Source organism: Arsukibacterium tuosuense, assembly GCF_900215315.1.
GTDB classification, from domain to species: domain Bacteria; phylum Pseudomonadota; class Gammaproteobacteria; order Enterobacterales; family Alteromonadaceae; genus Alishewanella; species Alishewanella tuosuense.
The window spans coordinates 336,492-358,258 of sequence record NZ_OBEB01000001.1; the positions used below are offsets into that span (position 1 = coordinate 336,492).

The 21,767-nt window shown below is 49.4% G+C and carries 22 protein-coding genes; 2 read left to right on the forward strand and 20 right to left on the reverse strand.

Annotated features, from left to right (window positions below):
* Positions 1–115: 115 nt before the first annotated feature.
* The 17 genes from prpC to yceD form a co-directional block, all read right to left on the reverse strand.
* Positions 116–1,243: a bifunctional 2-methylcitrate synthase/citrate synthase gene (gene prpC, locus CRO03_RS01565; protein WP_097109815.1), complete on the reverse strand. Its 1,128-nt coding sequence runs from the start codon at positions 1,241–1,243 to the stop codon at positions 116–118.
* Positions 1,244–1,306: 63 nt separating this feature from the next.
* Positions 1,307–2,197 (reverse strand): methylisocitrate lyase, encoded by an 891-nt coding sequence (gene prpB / locus CRO03_RS01570; RefSeq protein ID WP_097109816.1) that lies wholly within the window; start codon positions 2,195–2,197, stop codon positions 1,307–1,309.
* Position 2,198: 1 nt separating this feature from the next.
* On the reverse strand, positions 2,199–2,882 hold the full coding sequence (locus CRO03_RS01575) for a GntR family transcriptional regulator (RefSeq protein WP_097109817.1): 684 nt from the start codon (positions 2,880–2,882) through the stop codon (positions 2,199–2,201).
* A gap of 562 nt (positions 2,883–3,444) precedes the next feature.
* Positions 3,445–4,224 carry a TatD family hydrolase gene (locus CRO03_RS01580; protein ID WP_097110353.1) on the reverse strand — a complete coding sequence of 260 codons (780 nt, stop codon included), beginning with the start codon at positions 4,222–4,224 and terminating at the stop codon, positions 3,445–3,447.
* Positions 4,225–4,245: 21 nt separating this feature from the next.
* Positions 4,246–4,572: a PilZ domain-containing protein gene (locus tag CRO03_RS01585; RefSeq protein ID WP_019675628.1), complete on the reverse strand. Its 327-nt coding sequence runs from the start codon at positions 4,570–4,572 to the stop codon at positions 4,246–4,248.
* Positions 4,560–5,483, reverse strand: coding sequence for a DNA polymerase III subunit delta' (gene holB, locus CRO03_RS01590; RefSeq protein WP_097109818.1), 924 nt, complete (start codon positions 5,481–5,483; stop codon positions 4,560–4,562). The genes CRO03_RS01585 and holB overlap by 13 nt, the downstream gene beginning before the upstream one ends.
* Positions 5,476–6,117, reverse strand: coding sequence for a dTMP kinase (gene tmk / locus CRO03_RS01595; protein WP_097109819.1), 642 nt, complete (start codon positions 6,115–6,117; stop codon positions 5,476–5,478). Before tmk ends, holB begins: the two co-directional genes overlap by 8 nt.
* Complete coding sequence (gene mltG, locus CRO03_RS01600; protein WP_097109820.1) at positions 6,110–7,126, reverse strand: endolytic transglycosylase MltG; 1,017 nt, start codon at positions 7,124–7,126, stop codon at positions 6,110–6,112. The genes tmk and mltG overlap by 8 nt, the downstream gene beginning before the upstream one ends.
* Complete coding sequence (pabC, locus tag CRO03_RS01605) at positions 7,123–7,890, reverse strand: aminodeoxychorismate lyase (RefSeq protein ID WP_097110354.1); 768 nt, start codon at positions 7,888–7,890, stop codon at positions 7,123–7,125. The genes mltG and pabC overlap by 4 nt, the downstream gene beginning before the upstream one ends.
* A 97-nt stretch (positions 7,891–7,987) precedes the next feature.
* On the reverse strand, positions 7,988–9,226 hold the full coding sequence (gene fabF, locus CRO03_RS01610) for a beta-ketoacyl-ACP synthase II (protein ID WP_097109821.1): 1,239 nt from the start codon (positions 9,224–9,226) through the stop codon (positions 7,988–7,990).
* An 80-nt stretch (positions 9,227–9,306) separates the two neighbouring features.
* Positions 9,307–9,543, reverse strand: a complete 237-nt coding sequence (gene acpP, locus CRO03_RS01615; protein WP_008223041.1) for an acyl carrier protein — start codon at positions 9,541–9,543, stop codon at positions 9,307–9,309.
* 127 nt (positions 9,544–9,670) lie between these two features.
* Positions 9,671–10,420, reverse strand: a complete 750-nt coding sequence (gene fabG / locus CRO03_RS01620) for a 3-oxoacyl-ACP reductase FabG (RefSeq protein WP_097109822.1) — start codon at positions 10,418–10,420, stop codon at positions 9,671–9,673.
* A 2-nt stretch (positions 10,421–10,422) separates the two neighbouring features.
* Positions 10,423–11,364 (reverse strand): ACP S-malonyltransferase, encoded by a 942-nt coding sequence (gene fabD / locus CRO03_RS01625; RefSeq protein ID WP_097109823.1) that lies wholly within the window; start codon positions 11,362–11,364, stop codon positions 10,423–10,425.
* A gap of 72 nt (positions 11,365–11,436) precedes the next feature.
* Positions 11,437–12,396 (reverse strand): beta-ketoacyl-ACP synthase III, encoded by a 960-nt coding sequence (locus CRO03_RS01630; RefSeq protein ID WP_019675620.1) that lies wholly within the window; start codon positions 12,394–12,396, stop codon positions 11,437–11,439.
* Between the two features lie 6 nt (positions 12,397–12,402).
* On the reverse strand, positions 12,403–13,443 hold the full coding sequence (gene plsX, locus CRO03_RS01635) for a phosphate acyltransferase PlsX (protein WP_170948909.1): 1,041 nt from the start codon (positions 13,441–13,443) through the stop codon (positions 12,403–12,405).
* A gap of 6 nt (positions 13,444–13,449) precedes the next feature.
* Entirely contained in the window at positions 13,450–13,614 is a 165-nt protein-coding gene (gene rpmF / locus CRO03_RS01640; RefSeq protein ID WP_019675618.1) for a 50S ribosomal protein L32, read from the reverse strand.
* A gap of 15 nt (positions 13,615–13,629) precedes the next feature.
* Positions 13,630–14,157 carry a 23S rRNA accumulation protein YceD gene (gene yceD / locus CRO03_RS01645; RefSeq protein ID WP_097109824.1) on the reverse strand — a complete coding sequence of 176 codons (528 nt, stop codon included), beginning with the start codon at positions 14,155–14,157 and terminating at the stop codon, positions 13,630–13,632.
* 148 nt (positions 14,158–14,305) lie between these two features.
* Here yceD and CRO03_RS01650 point away from each other — a divergent pair, with 148 nt between their 5' ends.
* The gene (locus CRO03_RS01650; RefSeq protein ID WP_097109825.1) at positions 14,306–14,911 is read left to right on the forward strand and encodes a Maf family protein; all 606 of its coding nucleotides are present in this window, start codon (positions 14,306–14,308) and stop codon (positions 14,909–14,911) included.
* A 35-nt stretch (positions 14,912–14,946) separates the two neighbouring features.
* Here the strand turns inward: CRO03_RS01650 and CRO03_RS01655 are convergent, their stop codons facing one another.
* A complete protein-coding gene (locus CRO03_RS01655) occupies positions 14,947–15,591 on the reverse strand; it encodes an HAD-IA family hydrolase (RefSeq protein WP_097109826.1) in 645 nt (214 codons plus the stop codon).
* Positions 15,592–15,607: 16 nt separating this feature from the next.
* Positions 15,608–16,561 carry a 23S rRNA pseudouridine(955/2504/2580) synthase RluC gene (gene rluC / locus CRO03_RS01660; RefSeq protein WP_097109827.1) on the reverse strand — a complete coding sequence of 318 codons (954 nt, stop codon included), beginning with the start codon at positions 16,559–16,561 and terminating at the stop codon, positions 15,608–15,610.
* Between the two features lie 483 nt (positions 16,562–17,044).
* Between rluC and rne the strand changes: the two genes are divergently transcribed.
* A complete protein-coding gene (rne, locus tag CRO03_RS01665) occupies positions 17,045–20,374 on the forward strand; it encodes a ribonuclease E (protein WP_245861385.1) in 3,330 nt (1,109 codons plus the stop codon).
* A gap of 79 nt (positions 20,375–20,453) precedes the next feature.
* On the opposite strand, the gene CRO03_RS01670 is transcribed toward rne, so the two are convergent.
* Complete coding sequence (locus CRO03_RS01670) at positions 20,454–21,617, reverse strand: DcaP family trimeric outer membrane transporter (RefSeq protein ID WP_097109828.1); 1,164 nt, start codon at positions 21,615–21,617, stop codon at positions 20,454–20,456.
* Between the last annotated feature and the right edge of the window lie 150 nt (positions 21,618–21,767).

A 21,767-nucleotide genomic window follows, 5' to 3' on the forward strand; every position in this document is an offset into this window, starting at 1 on the left:
ATCCCGCCATGCTCGCCACAGCAACTCGCCCTTATGCCTACGGCAGGGCTCAGACACTCTGTGGCTGCGCTAACGGGTTCCAACCTCAGTTCCGTTTTACAGCTTTGCTAGTTATTTACCGCTCGCCAATCGGTTTGACCGCACGTGGCTCTACACCAACATAGTCAGCACTTGGCCGGATGATCCGGTTATCAGCACGCTGTTCCATCACATGGGCTGCCCAGCCAGTTAACCGGCTGCAGACAAAAATCGGCGTAAACAACTTGGTTGGAATACCCATGTAGTTGTAGGCCGATGCATGGAAAAAATCAGCGTTACAAAATAGCTTCTTCTCACGCCACATTACCGCCTCGCAGCGCTCAGACACATCATATAAACGCGTGTCGCCATTGGCTTTCGCCAGTTTTTCCGACCAGGCTTTAATAACCGCATTACGTGGGTCTGACTCAGCATAAACTGCATGGCCAAAGCCCATGATTTTTTCTTTACGCTCCAGCATCCCCAACAGCTTCTGCTCTGCGTCTTCCGGGTCTTTCATATTTTCAATCAGTTCCATTGCCGCTTCGTTGGCCCCGCCATGCAGCGGGCCACGCAGTGAACCAATAGCTCCGGTAATGCACGAGTGCATATCGCTAAGGGTAGAGGCACAAACCCGGGCCGTAAAGGTAGAAGCGTTAAACTCATGCTCAGCATATAAAATCAGTGACGCTTCCATCACCTGAGTGTGCAATGCAGTTGGCTTAACACCATGCAGGGTCCATAAAAACTGTTCAGCGGTGGAATTTGCATCCGTTTCCACCTCAATCTGTTTATTATGGTGGCTGTAGTTGTACCAGTAATTTATCATGCCCGGGAACAGCGCCAGCATCCGGTCAGTAATATCCTGCTGCTCAGCAAACCGTTGTTCAGTTTCCAGATTCCCCAGCATAGAGCAGCCGGTTCGCATTACGTCCATCGGGTGCGCTGAGGCCGGGATCCGCTCCAGCACATCTTTTAACGCCTGCGGTAGCGCACGCATGCTTTTCAGTTTGGTTTTATACTGCGCCAGCTCGCTTTTATTCGGCAGTTCGCCCTTTAATATCAGAAATGCTACTTCATCAAATTCACAGCTTGCGGCTAAATCTTTTACGTCATACCCCCGGTAAGTTAAGCCCGAACCGGTTTTACCCACTGTAGATAATGCCGTTTTGCCGGCAACCTGGCCGCGCAAGCCTGCGCCTGATAATTGTTTTGCATTTGCCATTGTCTTGCTCCAATTCTTGAATAATTTGTCTGAAATTGCGTCTGTTTATATCACTGCGGTGGCTTACTTGTTTTTGCCATCAGTAAACAGCGCGTCCAGTTTTTGCTCAAAGCTGTGGTAGTTTAAAAAGTCGTATAGTTCAGCACGGGTTTGCATGCTGTCTACCACTGCTTTCTGATCGCCATTGGCCAGAATAGACTGATACACATTCAGCGCCGCTTTGTTCATGGCCCTGAATGCACTAAGCGGGTACAACACCATCGCGACGCCAACGCTGGCCAGCTCCGTTTTATTAAACAGTGGCGTTTGGCCAAACTCAGTAATATTTGCCAGTACCGGTATTTTCAATGCGTTAGTGAAGGCCTGATATTGCTCCAGGGTATGTACTGCTTCGGCGAAAATAGCATCGGCACCGGCAGCTTCACAGGCCAATGCTCTTTCCAGCGCAGCATCAACGCCCTGCTGAGCCAGTGCATCGGTGCGGGCCATAATAAAAAAGCTCTCGTCTTCACGGGCATCAACACTGGCTTTTACCCGGTCGACCATTTCATCTAAGCTGACAATTTCTTTATTCGGCCGGTGGCCACAACGCTTTTGCGCCACCTGATCTTCAATATGAAAACCTGCCGCGCCGGCCCGGCTCATTTCTTTCACGGTGCGGGCAATATTAAAAGCCCCGCCCCAACCGGTATCAGCATCAACTAACAACGGCACGCTGGTCGCGGCAGTAATACGGCGAATATCTTCACAAACATCATTTAACGATGTCATGCCAAGATCAGGCAAACCAAAAGACGCATTGGCAACACCGGCGCCAGACAGGTAAATAGCCTGATGGCCACAACGCTCGGCCATCATTGCGGTATACGCATTAATGGTACCGACAATTTGTAACGGTTTGTTTGCAGTTATAGCGGCGCGGAATTTGGCGCCAGCAGAATGTGTGTTAGCCATTTCAGGTTCCCATTTGTTGAAGTTGTAATTCGATATTGCGCCGTGATGCTGCTATATGGCGGCGCATCAATAAGTCAGCCAGCTCACCGTCACGGTTAGCGATGGCATTAATAATAGCTTTATGCTCATCAAACGCACGGGACACCCGTGGCCCGTTCATCCCTAACTGTACCCGGTACATTCGCACCAGAAAATACAGCTCGTCACATAAAATATTGATTAAATAACTGTTTTTGCTTCCCAGGATCACCCTGTAATGAAAATCCAGATCGCCGGCTTCCTGGTAGTAACTTTCGCCCTCACGCACCCGTTGCGACGATAAGTGCTGGTCCAGCAACTGGCGTACTTCGGTAATTTCAGCGTCAGTCATATGCTCAGCTGCCAGTTTACAGGCCAACCCCTCCAGGTTTTCCCGTAGTTGATACAGTGCCAGTAACCCGGCCGTCGACAAGGTTACTACTCTGGCACCCGCGTTAGGGATCCGTTCAATTAAGTGACAGCGCTCCAGCCTGGCTAAGGCTTCACGCAGTGGTGCCCGGCTTAAATCGAAACGACGCGCCAGTTCGGGTTCACTTATTTTGCTGCCGGCAGCAATATCGCCTTCAACTATTGCCCGCTGAATTTCCTGCAATACCCGATCAGCAGCAGTAATAGGTTGGCGCAAAGCAGGATGAACTTGATGCATAAATTGTCGACATAAATAATCAATACGCCCTTTTTAAGCTTCATTAAGTGCAATGTCAAGCCAAAAAGCGCCAGATTGTCGACAATGTGCGCCTAAAGTCGTATATAAACTAACGATTGGCTCAAAATGACAGCCACAGCTGCCTCAGATAAATTACGCTGAGGCAGATTATTTTTTAGACTTTTTGTTTATTAAAAATTTACGTTTAATCTAAACTACTTATAACCAGGGCTTGCCCCTAAATAAGGACAAAGACTGCAAAAACGCCATGCTGCGGCATAAAACGGGGGATAAGCTGGGTATAACCTGAGTAGAAACGGTGGGTAACTTTACCAGAAAGGGAAATTGCAGGCTGAGCAACAACAGGAAAAAATGGATTAGCTTTACTACACTTGCCTTTACCTTATTTGCAACGCTTTTTCGATAGCGCACGGCTCATTCCCTATGAGCCATTCCCCTAGGCCCAGAACAATTCGGATTGGTTCTGGGCTTCTTTTATCTGTATTTCTATCCGTATTACAGGGGCCACAATTGCAAATATTTTAGCAATTAAAACAATATTTTAAACAGTTCTACAAAGTGAAAATAACCGATAAAAGTTAGCAGTAGTCTGCTCGGCCAGACTGGCCACGCTAATGCCACGTAGCTCGCTTATTGCATCAGCCACAGCCGTTACATAAGCGGGTTGATTGGTTTTACCCCGGTAAGGCACAGGGGCCAGATAGGGTGAGTCGGTTTCAATTAGTAACCGGTCCAGCGGTAATTTCTTTACTACGGCGCGCAACTCATCAGCATTACGAAAAGTCATAATACCGGAAATAGAAATATAAAAGCCCAAGTCCAGTGCGGCTTTAGCCATCTCGTAACTTTCGGTAAAACAATGTAAAACCCCACCCGCCTGTTCAGCCTGATGCGACTTCAATAAGGCAATGGTGTCACTTCTGGCGTCACGGGTATGAACAATAAGGGGCTTTTTAAGCTGGCGCGCAACGTCAATGTGACTGACAAACGCCTGTTGCTGGGCCAGCTTAGACTCTGGTGCATAAAAGTAATCGAGGCCGGTCTCGCCAACTGCCACAACTTGCGGTTGCTGACATAAATTCAGTAACTGTTCTGGGTCCACAGTGCCGGTCTGATGCAAAGGATGTTCACCACAAGAAACAGACACCTGCGGATAGTCAGCCACGGTTGCGGCCATATCGGCAAATTCAGCCAGGCTGACCGACACACACAGCATATGCTCCACTTTGCGCTCAAGGGCAGCATCGATTACCTGAGCAAGGCTCAGACCAAGTTTATCCAGCTCTAATCTGTCCAGGTGACAATGAGAATCTACAAACAAAACAACCTCTGAATAAAACAATTACATAGTATAGGTAGGATCGGTGCTGTTTTGCATCCCGCCAATCAATTTCTCAATTTTGCCGGATAAATTCGCTTTATCATCAATAAAAGCTACGCCAATACCCGCCGGGTTGGCACTTTGTGAACCATGTGGCGCTACCCAGGCGACTTTGCCAGTTACTACCATCGGCTCCAGCGCATCTGGCAGGGTGACACTTAATGCCAGCGACTGGCCCATCTTGTATTGCCGGGCGGAGCGGATAAACAAACCACCATTTTTAAAAAAGGGCATGTAGCAGCGATACAACTCTTTATTATCGCTAAAGCCCAGGGTCAGCTCTTCCATTTTGCCTCCTGATGTTGCAACAAGGATTTTATTTCAGTTAATAAGCTGGTTAACGCCAACGCACTATTTTGCCCTATTATCCGGGTCGCGTCACGACACCAACGCTGATATACCGCTAAAACAGCCTGCTGTCTTAAAAACTCCAACGGCTGCGCCAGCCGCTGCCGTAAATAGTAGCCCAGCATACCACTGAGTTCAGCTTTACCATCCAGTTGTTTTACTACACTGGACAGCGCCAGTTTGCCGCTAAAATACTCGTCCAGCAATCTAAGGCTGGCGCTGAGGCTGTCAGCTGCACCATCGGCCAGCAGGCTAAGCGCTTTTAACGGTGCGCCCTGGCAATACTCGAGTAAAAATGCCGGTGGCGGTTTATTAGTTTGCTGGCTAAGCCATTGGCTTAGTTCAGCTGAATTGCCGGCAGTTAGTGGCCATTGCTGACAACGGCTGCGAATAGTCGCTGCCAGCTGCGGGTAGTTACTGGTCACCAACACAATAAAACAACCTGCCGGTGGCTCTTCCAGGGTTTTCAACAAGGCATTGGCTGCGGCTTCCGTCATACTGTCAGCAGCCGGGATAATAGCTACCCGGTAGCCGTGTTGCTGTGCTGCACCATGGGTAAAATGATTCAGCTGACGGATAGCATCCACCCCAATATGTTGGCTGTCGCTGTGCAACACCAGTAAATCAGCGTGGTTACCCGCTTTTCGCAATAAACAACTTTTGCATTCGCCACAAGCCCCCGCTGGCTGGCGGTTTTTGCATAATAACGCCGCGGCCAGTGCCACAGCCATTGTGCTCTTACCAAGGCCTGCAGCGCCGCTTAACACCAGGGCGTGCGCCAGTTTTTCTTTACTAATCAGCGCCTGCATCTGCATAAACTGAGGGCGTAACCACGGATATAACTCAGCCATTTGCCAGCCCTGAAAAATGGTTATCCAGGGCACGGACAATAGCCTGCTGCACCGCAGCTAAGGGTTGGCTGGCATCAATACTGACAATGTCGGGTTCGGTCGCTGCTATTTGCAGGTATTTTTGCCGGGTTCTGATAAAAAATGCCAGCTGCTCCTGCTCAATCCGGTCCAACTCGCCGCGGGCGGCCGCCCGGCTTAGCCCCACTGCCGGGTCGATGTCCAAGTAAAGGGTCAGATCCGGTCGGGTATTACCCAGCACTGCACTGCGCAGGTTATTGATAAGCTGCTCGTCTAACTGGCGACCACCCCCCTGATAGGCGCGGGACGACATATCGTGCCGGTCAGCCAGCACCCAGTCACCGCGACTAAGCGCGGGCCGGATAATATTGGTCAGTAACTGCACCCTCGCTGCATACATCAGTAGTAACTCCGTTTCCGGCGCCAGCAGCTCGTTGTGATCAATTTGTTTTACCAGGGTGCGCAGCTTTTCAGCCAGGGGCGTGCCGCCGGGCTCACGGGTGGACACTACCTTAAGCTGATGTTGCTGCAACCAGTTAGTAATGGTAGCGATTGCACTGCTTTTGCCGGCACCTTCCAGCCCTTCAACTACAATAAACTTGCCGGGCTTAGTCATTATTCTTTCCCAAAATATACTTCCTTACCGCGGCATTATGTTGCTCCAGCGTTTCTGAAAAAACATGGGCGCCATCACCACGGCTGACAAAATAAAAATAGTCGCTGACATCGGGCTGAGCGGCTGCCTGCAATGCGCTGGTTCCTACCAGGGAAATAGGACCTGGTGGTAAGCCATGATGCCGGTAAGTATTGTACGGATGCGGATTGCGTAAATCGGCATAGGTTATCCGGCCACTGTAATCTGTTAAGCCATAAATAACGGTTGGATCGGTTTGCAGCCGCATATTGCTGTTTAAGCGATTGACAAAAACCGAACTGACCAATGGTTTCTCAGCCAGTAAACCACTTTCTTTTTCAATTAAAGAGGACATTATCAACAGCTGATAGCGATTTTGAATTGGCAATTCACCCTGGCGTTGTTGCCAGGCCAGGTCTAGCTGGCGCAGCAACGCCTGCTGTGCACGCTTTACCAGTTCACTGGCCGCACTGTTAGCGGTATAAAAATAAGTATCAGCAAATAACAGGCCTTCCGGGTGCTGCGGTTTGGCGCCCCACCCTGCTGGCCAGCTTAACAGCTCCAGGATCTGGCTGGTGTTGCTGATATCCTGTTGCAAGTACTCTGCCTGCTGCAACCTCGCTAACGCCTGTTGCACCGTTTCACCATCAATAAAAGTCAGACTGAACTGTGCTACCTCACCACTGGCAAACAAGCGCAGCAATGACACCAGTGTCGCCGCCTGCGGTGTCTGATAAGTCCCCTGTCTGACTTTAGCTAACTGAGGCTGCCATTTTAAGTACAACCGCAGTAACTGACAGTCGACAGCGTTAAGCTGGCCCTCTGCCAGCCACTGCTGACAAAGGCCCCGGGCACTGCTGCCGGCAGGCACAGTGAAATATGGCGCAGTCAGTTGCACCGGCCGTTGCTCCAGTTGTTTGAAGCCGTAACTAAGTAAAAGCACAGCAGCAATAGCGGTTAGCACCAGAAAAACGAATAGTTTTTTAATCATAAAAGCTCGTTACACCAGGATTTCGCCAGCGCCAGATCAAGTGGCTGATTATTATAAGACTGCACCGGCACCAGCCCCATTAGGGCATTGCTCAGTACCATTGCATCAACCTTTGCCAGCTCAGACAACTGCCAGTTAACCTGTTCAATATCGGGTTGACGCGCTAACAGCTGGCTACGCATGACACCGGCAACCCCAGCGCGGTTTAACTGCGGCGTATACCAGCGGCCGGCCCGGTGCATAAACAGATTGGCGGCAATAGCTTCGGTAATAAAACCCTGCTGATCGCAGACCAGCAGATCGTCAGCCTGTCTCGCAATGGCTTCCTGCTTCAACAACACCTGTTCCAGCCGGTTACAGTGCTTTAATCCCGCGAGTACAGGTTGCACCGCAAGTCGCAGTTCTGCCAGCATCAAACTAACACCTTGCTGCTGCCACCGGCTGTAGTCCGGCAGCTTACTATGGCTAATATAAATGCTGGCAGGTGCTATTCCTGCCGGGCTGTAACCACGAAGACCATCACCACGTGAAATCTGAACTTTTAAAACTGCATCAGTCAGTTGTTCAGCTGCTATTGTATCCGCAACAGCGTCAGTCAGCAGGCGCCAGTCAGCAATATCAATAGCCAGCTGGCGGGCAGTATGTTGCAACCGTGCCAGATGTAACGACCACAGCTGCGGTATACCGTCAGTTACCCGGACCGTGCTGAAAAAGCCATCACCGTATAAAAAGCAGCGATCGTTGGTACTGATAGTATTGGTCACGTGACTGATTAACAACCCGGAAATAAGGCCGAGTATGCCTTAAATTGCAGATAAAACAAAGGCTGCCGCAGCAGCCTTTGTTAAAGCTTAATCGGAATTACACCCGCTTAAACAGGATAGAACCGTTAGTACCACCAAAACCAAAAGAGTTACATAATGCATACTCCAGCTTCGCCTGGCGGGCAGTGTGCGGCACGTAGTCCAGATCACAGCCATCACTGGGGTTATCCAGGTTAATAGTGGGTGTAACCAGCTGATCCTGCAAAGACAGCACGGTTATAATCGACTCTACTGAGCCTGCTGCGCCTAATAAATGGCCCATCATTGACTTGGAAGAGCTGACCATTAAATTAGCAGGCTTAACACCAAATATTGATTTAATTGCCATGGTTTCCGCAATATCGCCAGCCGGTGTTGAGGTGCCGTGGGCATTAATATACTGCACCTGATCCGGGTTAACCCCGGCATCATGCAAGGCATTTTTCATTGCCAGTGCCGCACCGGTGCCACTCTCTGGTGGAGAGGTCATATGATAAGCGTCACCACTCATGCCAAAACCAACCAGCTCGGCATATATTTTGGCACCACGTGCTTTGGCATGCTCGTATTCTTCCACTACCATTACGCCGGCACCATCACCGAGCACAAAACCATCACGGTCTTTATCCCAGGGTCGGCTGGCTTTTTCCGGAGCATCATTGCGGGTCGACAGTGCTCTGGCTGCACCAAAACCACCCATGCCAAGCGGCGTAGAGGCTTTTTCAGCGCCGCCGGCTATCATGGCATCTGCGTCACCATAGGCAATCATCCGCGCAGCCTGACCAATATTGTGCACCCCGGTAGTACAGGCAGTAACAATACTGATATTCGGCCCCTGCAAACCAAGACTGATTGACAGCTGGCCAGCAATCATATTGATAATGGTAGAGGGCACAAAAAACGGAGACAAGCGTTTGGGGCCACTGTTAATTAATTTTGTATGGTTTTCTTCGATTAATCCCAGACCGCCAATGCCTGAGCCAATAGCCGCACCAATGCGCGGGGCATTTTGTTCAGTAATTTCCAGGCCGGAATCACGAAAAGCCTGAATGCCAGCGGCCACACCGTATTGAATAAACAAGTCCATTTTCTTGGCGTCTTTAGCCGGAAAATAAGGCTCTATATCAAAATTTTTAACCAGACCTGCAAATTTTGTAGTGTAAGCACTGGTATCGAAATGCTCGATAAAACCAATACCACTTTGGGCCTGCTGCATAGCCTGCCAGCTGCTGGTTACGTCATTGCCCAACGGCGTTAACATTCCCAGACCGGTCACTACCACACGACGTTTTGCCATCGTGTCCTCCGTCTTAGCAAATTATATCTGTCTTGAAACGAAAACGGGTAGCTAAGCTACCCGTTTTACAAGCCTTCAGCTTACTCAGCGTGGGCTTTAATGTAGTCAATCGCTGACTGAACAGTAGTGATTTTCTCAGCTTCTTCGTCAGGGATTTCAGTATCGAATTCTTCTTCCAGCGCCATTACCAGCTCAACAGTATCCAGTGAGTCAGCACCCAGGTCGTCAACAAAAGACGCTTCGTTTTTCACTTCGTCTTCTTTAACACCCAGTTGCTCAATGATAATTTTTTTAACGCGTTCTTCGATGTTGCTCATCTTTTCTTCCTTTTTCTCATATAAATCGCAACAATTCGTGCAATTTTGTGTGGCGCTAGTTTATGCGTAAGCTGCAACTGTTGCAAGCATGCTTACCAGCATTTTTTGCTGGTCAAACCTGCTTTGCTTACTGCATATACATCCCGCCGTTAACGTGAATTGTTTCACCGGTAATGTACGCTGCCGGCGCCGAAACCAGAAAAGCGACTGTCGCTGCAATTTCTTCTGGCTGGCCCAGCCGGTTGGCTGGAACCTGAGAAAATATTGCTTCTTTTTGCTCGTCAGACAGCTCTTTAGTCATATCTGTGTCAATAAAACCGGGTGCTACCGCATTAACCGTAATACCGCGTGATGCCACTTCGCGCGCCAGAGACTTGGTGAAACCCAATACTCCGGCTTTCGCCGCTGCATAATTGGTCTGACCCGCATTACCCATGGAGCCAACAACAGACCCGATAGTAACAATGCGACCATAACGTTTTTTCATCATGCTGCGCAAGACCGCTTTACTTAAGCGGAATACCGACGTCAGGTTGGTCTGAATGATGTCAAACCACTCGTCGTCTTTCATCCGCATCAATAAATTGTCGCGGGTAATACCGGCATTATTAATCAAAATATCAATTTCGCCAAACTGGTTTTTGATTTCGGATAAACATTGTTCAATGGAAGCCGCATCAGTAACATTTAATACCAGACCCTGACCATTATTATCTGCCAGGTAAGCTGAAATAGCAGCAGCGCCTTTTTCTGTGGTTGCAGTTCCAATTACCTTGGCACCCAACGCGGCCAATTGCTCAGCAATAGCACGGCCAATACCGCGACTGGCGCCGGTAACCAGGGCAACTTTGCCTTCTAAAGAGAGTAAGTTTGTCATCGTTATTCCTGTGTAAGCTGGGTCAATGCAGACTGTAACGTTGCCTGATCATTAACTGAACTACTATTAAGATTTTTATCAATCCGTTTAATCAGACCACTAAGCACTTTGCCGGCACCAAGTTCAATGACATCAGTGACGCCATTGCTTGCCAGCCATTCTATAGTTTCAGTCCAGCGTACCGGGCTGTATAACTGGCGTACCAGGGCATCTTTAACTGCACCGCTGTCAATCGCAACACTAACATCAACATTGTTCACCACCGGCACGCGTGGCGTATTAAAGTTCAGCGCAGCTAAATCTACAGAAAGTTGCTCAGCGGCCGGATGCATCAGTGCACAATGCGACGGCACACTAACAGGCAGCGGCAAGGCGCGCTTGGCACCGGCTGCTTTACAAAGTTCACCGGCCCGCTCAACTGCCGCCTTATGACCGGCAATAACCACCTGGCCAGGTGAGTTGTAATTAACCGGCGCCACAACTTCGCCCTGCGCCGCTTCTGCACAGGCTTTGGCAATCAGAGCATCGTCCAGGCCAATAATCGCCGACATACCACCCACTCCGGCCGGCACAGCCTGCTGCATATAGTTACCGCGCTGTTCAACCAGTTTTACCGCAGCGCCAAGGCTTAGTACATCTGCACATACCAGTGCTGAATACTCGCCCAGTGAATGGCCTGCAAAATAAGCCGGCGTGGTACCACCCTGTTGTTGCCATAAGCGCCAGATTGCCACCGATGCCGTCAACAACGCCGGCTGGGTACGATGTGTTTCATTTAAATCAGCTTCCGGGCCATTGGCGACCAGCGTTAATAAGTCGTAACCCAGCGCGGCAGAAGCCTCAGCAAAGGTGTTTTTAACGATGTCATGCTGGTATAGCTCGCTCAGCATACCAACACTCTGGGAACCCTGACCGGGAAAGACTATTGCAAGTTTTTGAGTCATTTTTAGTCCTGCACTTTTAACCAATACGGTAGTCAATACAATAAAATCTAAACATAAAACAAGAATATTACATCAATAACGGACTAAAGCAGATGCCCAGGCGAAACCACCACCAAAGGCTTCCAGCAGCAGGGTCTGCCCCCGTTTAATCCGACCATCCCGGATAGCTTCATCCAGCGCGGTGGGAACAGTTGCTGCAGAGGTGTTACCGTAGCGGTCAAGGTTAATCACCACCTGGTCCATCGACATATCCAGCTTACGGGCTACCGCAGAAATAATGCGTAAATTAGCCTGATGCGGTACCAGCCAGTCAATTTCTGACTTATCCATGTTATTGGCACTGAGGGTTTGCTCAACGACCTGCGACAACTTAGTCACAGCGACTTTGAAAACGTCGTTGCCTTTCATGCTGCCCCAGGAATTATGCACTGAGTTTTCATCACCACGGATCGGGTTGTCTACATACAATAATTCTGAATATTTGCCGTCGGCATGAATATGGGTAGATAAAATACCCGGCTGCTCAGAGGCCTCCAGCAACACAGCCCCTGCTGCATCACCGAATAAAATCACCATGGAGCGGTCTTCCGGGCTGATTAGCTGCGACAGGCAATCTGAACCAATTACCAGAATACGTTTGGCAATGCCGGTTTTAATATATTGGTCTGCCACACTTAAGCCATAGCAAAAGCCGGCACATGCGGCAGCAATATCAAAAGCAGGAATGGCAGGGATGGCTAATTCGCGCTGAATTTCACAAGCGGCGCTGGGTAAGGCCCGGGCAGCACTGGTTGTGGCGCAGATAATCATATCAATGCTGTTCTTATCAATACCCGCCGCGTCAATCGCTTGCAGCGCCGCCTGAGCGCCCATAGTGGCAACAGATTCGTCGGCGCCGATAATCCGTCGCTCTTTTATACCGGTTCGTTCGATAATCCATTCATCGGTGGTTTCCACCATGGTTTCTAAATCTGAGTTGGTGCGAACTTGTGACGGGAAATAACTCCCGGTGCCAATAATGCGTGAGTACATGCGAACCTATGCTTTATCAATTAATACGTGTTCCAGCCGATCTTTAATCTTGGCAGGCACCTGGCGTTCAACCTCGCGCACTGCTTGTCGGATGGCACTTAAAAATGCGTCTTTTGTCGCATTTCCATGACTTTTCACTACAATTCCGCGCAATCCTATCAGACTTGCCCCGTTATAGTGGTCGGGGTTCACCCCCTGATAAAGACTTTTTATAAAAGGTTTCAGTAACCAGCCAAAAAACTGGGCACTGACTTTCTGGCGTAAACTGGTTTCAAACCGGCGTAAAATGAGCTTGGCCACGCCTTCACAGGTTTTAAGCGCGACATTGCCGACAAAACCATCACAAACTATCACGTCAGCCTTCCCGGAAAAAATATCATCACCTTCAATATAACCGATATAATTAATGTCATTGCAACTGGTGAGTAATTGTGACGCGCGCTTAATCTGGTCAGAGCCTTTAATTTCTTCTTCGCCCATGTTCAGTAACGCTACTTTTGGGTTGTTGATACCAACAACTTCTTCAGCCATTACCGCCCCCATTACGGCAAACTGAAACAAGGTATCAGCATCACTATTTACGGTAGCGCCTAAATCCAGCATATACACCGGGTTACCTTTACAACTGGGTAAGCCACTAATCAAAGCAGGTCGTTCCACGCCATTCAGCATTTTAAGCACATAATGGGCCATGGCAATTAAAGCCCCGGTATTACCGGCACTGACACACGCCTGCACCTGCTCTTGCTCAACCAGGTCGAGGGCCCGACGCATCGATGACTCACGTTTATTGCGCAGGGCAACGGACGGCTTATCGGCCATGCCAACATCATTGTTGCTAGCAACCAGGCTAAGCTGTGGATGAGGAAAATTATTATGAAAAAGTAACTGCTGCTGCAACATGTCAATGTCGCCACACAACACAAGGTTTAATTGGGGGAATTCGCTAATCGCTGCCAGGGCGGCAGGAATAGTAGTTAGGGGGCCATGGTCGCCCCCCATCATATCTAAAGCAAGCTTAATCTTGATTGGCTGCACCAGGTGCATCCAGGCTTACTTTACTTTACGGCCTTTATAAAAACCATCGGCAGTAATGTGGTGACGACGGTGTGTCTCACCAGTAGTTGAGTCAACTGACAGCGTAGGGCCAGTTAACGCATCGTGTGAACGGCGCATGTCACGACGTGCACGAGATTTTTTGTTTTGCTGAACAGCCATTGTTTTTCTCCTAAATCACTTTTTTTTCAGTTCTTGCAGTATGGCAAAGGGGTTTGGTTTTTCTGGTTCTGGCCCTATGTCTCCGAAACTCATCGCATCAGCGCTGATATTGCAATCTGCTGCATCATGCATCGGAAACAGTGGTAATGCCAGAATAAGTTCATCCTCAACCAACTGCCGTAAATTTATTTCGCCGTGCTCGTTGCGAACGATAACATCGTAACGCTCGGGTATTAATGCCAGAGCGGCGTCATCATCGCCTTTAACCGGGGTATAGACAAATTCGCTGTCTAACGCCAGCATCATGGGTTCGCCACAACGCTCACAACATACAGTAACCTGACAAACCGCCCCGCCTTTTAATACAGCAAGGCCTTGCTCATCGGTTCCGCACTCAATTCTTACTGCTACTTCACCTTGTTTTTCAACCAGGCTTTCAGTTAACCGGGTTAAGGTTTGCAGCGGCACTATGCCGTCGAATATCGACCGCTTTTGCGCAGCTTTAACCGGGTCAAGCGTAACAGGTATTTTCACTTTTTGCATAAGGCGCGCATCATATAGAACCCACCCCCTGCTGTCAAAGGGTTCCGGCAGTTTTTTCAGCTTTTTATCAGCTGTTAAAAAACCAAGCTTTGTTAAAGCTTGTCCCAGTTGGCATAATAGCTTTTTTTCCGCCTTTAATGAGGTTGTAATGACACAATCTACCCTGCCTAAGCTCTACCTCGCATCCACCTCGCCCTATCGCCGGCAATTACTGGCAAAACTAACCCCACATTTTATTGCTGTCAAACCGCAAACAGATGAATCACCGCTGCCAGATGAAGATGCAACCGCTCTGGTTCGCCGGCTGGCAAGAGCAAAAGCACAGGCTGTTGCGGCGACATTGGATGAAGGGCTGGTTATAGGCTCTGATCAGGTAGCAGTTTTCAATGCTCAGATTATTGGTAAGCCACATACCCACGACAATGCTGTTGCGCAGTTACGCCAGTTTAGTGGTCACAGTGTAACATTCTTAACCGGGCTGGCTCTGCTCAATGCAGCAACGGGTAACTGCCAGCTGATCGTTGAGCCTTTTACTGTTTGTTTCAGGAAGCTGACTGAAGCAGAAATTGTTGCTTATGTGGAACGGGAGCAGCCGCTGGATTGCGCCGGCAGCTTTAAGAGCGAGGGACTTGGCATCAGTTTATTCAGCGCCATGCGTGGCGACGACCCAAACAGCCTGATTGGTCTGCCACTGATAAAGTTACTGCAGTTACTCCGCAACGAAGGCGTCAATCTGTTAACTTGCGGCGGCTGAATAACGCAGCGCCGCCGCGGCTGCGATAAAGGGCGCTAAATATGTGGCAGTAGCGCCGGTAAATCATCAATGATGGCTTTTGGCTGAAACTGCCGCAATACCTCAGCATCATGCACACCATGGGTCACTCCCACTCGCGGCATCGCAATGGCCTGCGCCATTTTCATGTCATGGCTGGTATCGCCCACCATAATCGCATTGGCCGGCGTCACCCCTAATTGCTGGCTTATTTGTAACAGCATGTCCGGGTGGGGTTTCGACTGGGCTTCATCGGCACAGCGGCTGGTTACAAAATAATGACCAAGCCCGGTTTCGGCAAACATTCTGTCCAGACCCTTTCTGGCTTTGCCCGTTGCCACCGCCAGCAGAATATTTTGTTCAGCCAGGGTTTTTAACACCTGCTCTGCACCAGTAAATAATGGTGTTGGTGTGGTGTCATAAATTGTGTAATGATCCCGATAATGTTCAAACAACTGGCTACGCTGCTCCGGGTTAGTCTCAGGGAACAACACAGCAAACGCCGGATCGAGACTTAAACCAATAATCTGCTTTACTGCGTGACTGGTCGGCACCACTAAACCGGTTAAGCCGGCTGCGGCCTGCATTGATGACACAATACGACCAATCGAGTCCATGACCGTGCCGTCCCAATCAAAAATGACTAACTTTACTTCTGCCATATGACGCTTACCTAAACTATTTTCTCGTTAATCTGGTCAGGGCGTTTTCCAACTGGGAATCAAGTGGCGCTTCAATTCGCATAGTGGTAAGGCTGTTCGGGTGGGTAAAACTCAGGCTTTTCGCATGCAAAAATAACCGGTTTAAACCCAGTTGGTTCATTTGACCGCTGAAAGCGTTATCACCATATTTATCATCGCAGGCTATAGGATGCCCTTTGCAGGCAGTATGCACCCGGATTTGATGAGTACGCCCGGTAACCGGAAATGCCTCTACTAAGGTGCCCTGCTGATATCGTTGCAGGATCCGAAAGCGCGTTTCCGATGGCTTACCATTTACTTCGTCAACTTTTACTACCCGTTCGCCCGATTGCAGGGTGTTTTTGCGCAGTGCATCGGTCACCTTGCGCACTTTGTTGTCCCAGTCACCACTGACCAGTGCCCAGTATTTTTTCTCAACCATTTTATCACGCAGTTGCGCATGCAAATGGGTTAATACCGAGCGCTTCTTAGCAATCAGTAAACAGCCTGAGGTATCCCGGTCCAGCCGGTGCACCAACTCCAGCAACTTCGCCTGGGGACGTAACGCCCGCATCGCTTCAATTACCCCGAACTGCAAACCACTGCCACCATGCACCGCCATGCCAGAGGGCTTATTCAGCACAATAAGGTCATTATCTTCAAACAGAATATGGCTTTCCAGTTCGCTGACCAGACTCAGCTTTACCGATACCCGATCAGGCTCAGCAGCGACGGTTAATGGCGGTACCCTTACAATATCGGCGTGTTGCAGCTTGTACTCAGGTTTGATCCGCTTTTTATTAACTCGAACCTCACCTTTTCGTAAAACCCGGTAAATTACACTTTTTGGCACACCCCGCAGGCGCGCCAGCAAAAAATTGTCTATTCGCTGACCGATAAAATCATCTTCGATTTCAATCATTTGTATCGGTAATTTGATTTCATCCGCCATGTGCTTTAAATACTCTGCTAAAATTACTTTTAAGTTGCTATCCGATGCATATTAGTGGGATAATCATCCGGCTAATTATGCCAAAACGTGGCAATTAGGGCGCTCAAAGTGACATAAGAGAAATTGTGCGGCACCGTCAGGGGATGTGATCATACCGAAATCGTGGTGAAAACCAACGTTTTTATAGCCCCGGCGTTTAAATAACGCCATTTGCCTGAGGTAATGTTGCGTAATCTGTTACCAACAACGGCAAAACACAGTTTCCAGTAACCTGAGCAACAAGAATAATTTGCTATAACGCAACGCCGAACGGCGGTGTGTTTCAGATTCAAACGAAAACAGATAACTATACTGTAAATAGTGACAATTTGGTTCCCTCAGGTATCCCAGTCGGGAGACTGCATCATTTGATGCCTGATAACATCTGAACACCCAGGTGCCCAGTAAGGTTGCGTTGTGGCTGCATAACAGAGTCACCCAACAATGAAAAGAATGCTAATAAACGCGACGCAGGAAGAAGAAATCCGCGTTGCTTTGGTCGATGGCCAAAAACTTTACGACCTGGACATAGAAAGCCCGGGCCATGAACAGAAAAAAGCTAACATTTACAAAGGTAAAATTACCCGGGTTGAGCCTAGCCTGGAAGCCGCTTTTGTTGACTACGGCGCTGACCGTCATGGCTTTTTACCGCTAAAAGAAATTTCCCGTGAATATTTCCCGAAAGGTTATAGCTTCGATGGCCGCCCAAACATTAAAGAGGTGGTTAAAGAAGGTCAGGAAGTCATTATTCAGATTGATAAAGAAGAACGCGGTCAGAAAGGCGCAGCGTTAACCACTTTTATCAGTTTAGCTGGATCTTACCTGGTGTTAATGCCAAATAACCCACGAGCTGGTGGTATTTCCCGCCGGATTGAGGGCGATGAGCGTCAGGATCTGAAAGACTCTCTGGGTCAGTTAGCAATGCCTGACGGTATGGGTTTGATTGTTCGTACTGCCGGCGTTGGCAAGTCATATGAAGAGCTGGACTACGATTTAAAAGCTCTGCTGAAGCACTGGTCGGCTATTACCGACGAAGCCGCTAAGCGCCCTTCTCCGTTTTTAATCCATCAGGAAAGTAACGTAGTGTTTCGCGCTATTCGTGACTACCTGCGCCGTGATGTCGGTGAAATACTGATCGACAACCCGAAAATTTTTGAAGAAGCTAAAGTTTATATTCAGCAGTTCCGGCCTGATTTTGCTCACCGGGTAAAAATGTATGATGGCGAAGTACCGCTGTTTATGCACTACCAGATTGAAACCCAGATTGAGACGGCTTTCCGGCGTGAAGTGCGCTTGCCTTCAGGGGGTTCTATTGTTATTGATGGTACAGAAGCCCTGACAGCTGTCGATATCAACTCGTCAAAGGCCACCAAGGGTGGTGATATCGAAGAAACCGCCTTTAATACCAACCTGGAAGCAGCCGATGAAATTGCCCGTCAATTGCGCTTGCGCGATTTGGGCGGCTTAATCGTTATCGACTTTATTGATATGACGCCGGTACGCCACCAGCGTGAAGTGGAAAACCGCTTAAAAGATGCGGTAAAACACGACCGGGCCCGGGTGCAGATTGGCCGCATTTCCCGTTTTGGTTTATTGGAAATGTCACGCCAACGGCTGCGCCCGTCACTGGGTGAATCTGCCGGCCATGTCTGTCCGCGCTGTCATGGCCGCGGCACTATTCGTGGTACCGAGAGCTCAGCGTTATCTATTCTGCGTCTGATTGAAGAAGAAGCGATTAAAGATAACACCAGCCAGATCCACGCTCAGGTCCCGGTATCCGTTGCTACTTATCTGATGAATGAGAAACGTGAATCAGTACGTCGCATTGAGAAACGCAACGGTATCCAGATTTTCATTATTCCAAATGAACACCTGGAAACGCCTAACTATGAAGTATCACGGATCCGGATTGATGAAGAACTGGATGACGTAAGCTACAACATGGTTAAAGCACCAGAGGTTATCAGCAAGCCCTATCAGCCAAGTGTTGAAGTGGTAAAAGAGAAACCGGCAGTATCGGCTATCAATATTGCACAGTCAGCACCGGCCCGCACTGCTCCAGCTGCGGCTTCGGCTTCAACAACAGCGGCAACTGCAGCTCAACCTGATTTATTCAGCAAACTGAGCAAGTGGTTTAAAGGTTTAATTACCGGCAGTGAACCGACAACTGAACATAGTAAAACACCAAGTCAGCAACATACTGCCCGCAAAGAAGATAGCCGGACTAACCGTGATGGTGCACGATCTGGCCGGGATGCGGGTCGTGAAGGCAGTCGCGATACTAATCGTGATGGCGGCCGTGATGCAGCTCGTGATGGCAGTCGCGCAGATGGCAAAAATGATAATAACCGTCGGCGCAATAATAAGCGCCGCCGTCCGGACCAGGCCGATCGCGCCGTAGAGAAAGATGATGCAGTTAGCAGCACCGTTGCCGCACCGGCCAAACAGGAACGGGCTGCGCGCCCTGCTCAGGACCGCAGTCGTCAGCAAGACGGTCGCAAACCGCAAGCTGAGCGTGTAGTTGACGCACCTGCCACTGAGCAATCTGACGAACCGAAAGAGCGCAGTGTTGCTGCAGAAAGACGTCAACGCCGTAATATGCGTAAGTCAGTGCGTCTGAATCAGACTGCTGATAATACTAACACCGATACTGCAGCAACCGAACTGCCGACGGACCCGGAGCAAGCTACTACAGCTCCACTTTCAGATGAAAAAGTATCAGCTGAAAAAATGGTAGTTGCGGATGCGCAGGTAACAGATAGCCAGACTGAGCAAACAAGTGCTGCCCCGGCAAATGTTGAAACAGTGACCAATACCAAGGCAACTGATATTGCAGATGAAGCGGCAACATCAATAGCTGACAAGACGGTAACTGAACAGCAAACTACGGAAGCTACAGCAAGTGAACCAACTGAAAGCGTTGCAGCACCTGAGCAGGAAGATGGTGAAGCGACCGAGCCGCGTAGCCGTAATCGTCGTTCGCCACGGCATTTACGTGCCGCTGGCCAGAAGCGGAAAAAAGATCAGCAGGAACTCGCTGCAGGCACCGAAAATGTCGCAGTAGACGACAGCGAGGCCGCTGCTGTATCAGCCGATGCATCAGCTGAAGCAGCCGCTAAGCCGGCAGCCGATGTAGCTGCAGAAGCGACGAAAGCAGCAGACATTGCTGAACCTGCAGAAAAAGCAACGGCTGATGCTGATACCAGTGTTAGTACCGAAGCTACTGCTGAAGATAATGCTGAAGCAAAAGAGAGTAAGCCAAAAAGCACTAAGGCCAGAGCCAAACCGGGCCGGCCACGCGGTAAGCGTAAAACAACTGAAACCGCCGCGGAACCAGCCGCTGAAACTGCTGCCAAAACCGCAGTAGCTGCAGCAGAGCAAGCTGCACCAGCAGTTAACGTTGAAAAAAGCGCACCAGAGCAATCGGAGCTGAACCTGGCTCCGGCCGAACTGACAACGACTACCGCAGCGGCTGAACAAGCTCCTGCTACGCAACCGGCACAGCAGAAACCGGAGCAAAAAACTGAACCGAAAGCCGCAACTACCAAAGCTGCCCCGGCAAAAGCAGGTAGCCGCTTTGGAAATATGGTAGTGGCGGATATGGCCAAACCTGCAACCAGTAGTACAGCCCCTGTTGCTGAGACTGCCAGCCCGACGACAGCGGCCAGCGCAGCAGAACGGCCTGCGGTAAGCAGCTCTAACCGGCCAGCAGGTTCTGCTTTTGCCAGACAAGCAGCCAGTGCACCAATGACTAAACCAGAAAAAGCAGAATAAAAAAAGCCCCCGGTTGCGGGGGCGGTTCTGTAACATTCGTTTAATAAAAAAAACCAGCCTGACAGCTGGTTTTTTTTATTTAGAAGTCGTATTTGGCACTGAACTGCAAGCGATGCATATCGCCATCTAAACCTGATTCAACTTCGCGGTTAGCAAGTTTGTATTCAACTCCAAACATCAGTTTCTTCGCGGCCTGATAAATCAGGTTCGTTGTCCAGCTACTGGTTGTCTTCGTTACGCCAGCACCGGTTAACGCAATGTCGTTATCAACGCTTAACATCGAATACACCAGATTACTGCGCCACTGACTGTTCCAGTTGTGACGATAGGCGATAGCAAACGCGGTAGAATCGATGGCATCCAACTCGTTTGTGCCATCAAGCACAGCACCGTTAGCAGTATTTAAGCCAATATAGCGGCCTACACCAGAACCGGTAGTGGCTGTGATCCGGATGTCATTATTATTGGCCAACAAAATTTTGGCGGTCGCACTTAACCCAAAAGCTGAAGTTGTTGTGTCAATAGTGGCGGTTTCATAGGCCAGTTGCCGAACCAGCGCCGATACAGACCAGTTACCCCACTCTGTCTTCTTGCCATATTTAAACACCAGATCCGGCGTTGCATTATCATCTGTAGTAATGCGGCCGCCGCCACCAAAAGGTGTTACCGTGGTTTCAGGGTTTTCAATTGCGACCTGGAAGTTGCCGCTGGTATAGCGAATTTGCGCCTGACGGGCAAACGGCATAGCATCAGTATTACCGATAAAGTCGAGCGTATCCGGCAATGCGCTTAAATCCATAAAGGTTGACCAGGTTTGGCCGAACAACCAACCGTCGTAAGTAATAAATGCCTGGCGGAGCCTTGGAGAATAACTGTTGGTGATCCGCTCATCGCCCCCGGCCGTTGCCAGGAAATCAAGCTCAATATGGCCACCAAGGGTTTTGCCGTTTTCAAGTTGGGTGGTGGTTTTAAAGAAAAAGCGCGACTGACGGGCATGAAAGTCAAAGGTTCCGCCCTCATCAGCGCCACCAACCGGTGTCAGGCTGGGAATATAAAAATCTCTGCCAATACCAGTTGCTATCTGGCCATCTGAGCTGTCGGTATACATTGCATCAAGTTTAACGTAGCCACCAAAGGTTACATCAGTATCACCAATATTAAAGCCGTTGGCCTGGACACTGCCGGCAGATAACGCCAGCGCAATAGCTGTCGTCAGGGCGCTTAGGGTCTTTCTCTGTCTCATCTGAAGTTCTCCATCTTTATTATTGTAATAACATCTGGTTTGCGTTATTTGGATTTTGACGGTACAACTTTGGGTGACAGTCTGTATCTTCGCAATTAGCCTTTAGTCGCAGTTAGCGCAATGGCTAATACTTGGCTAGACTATGGTCTA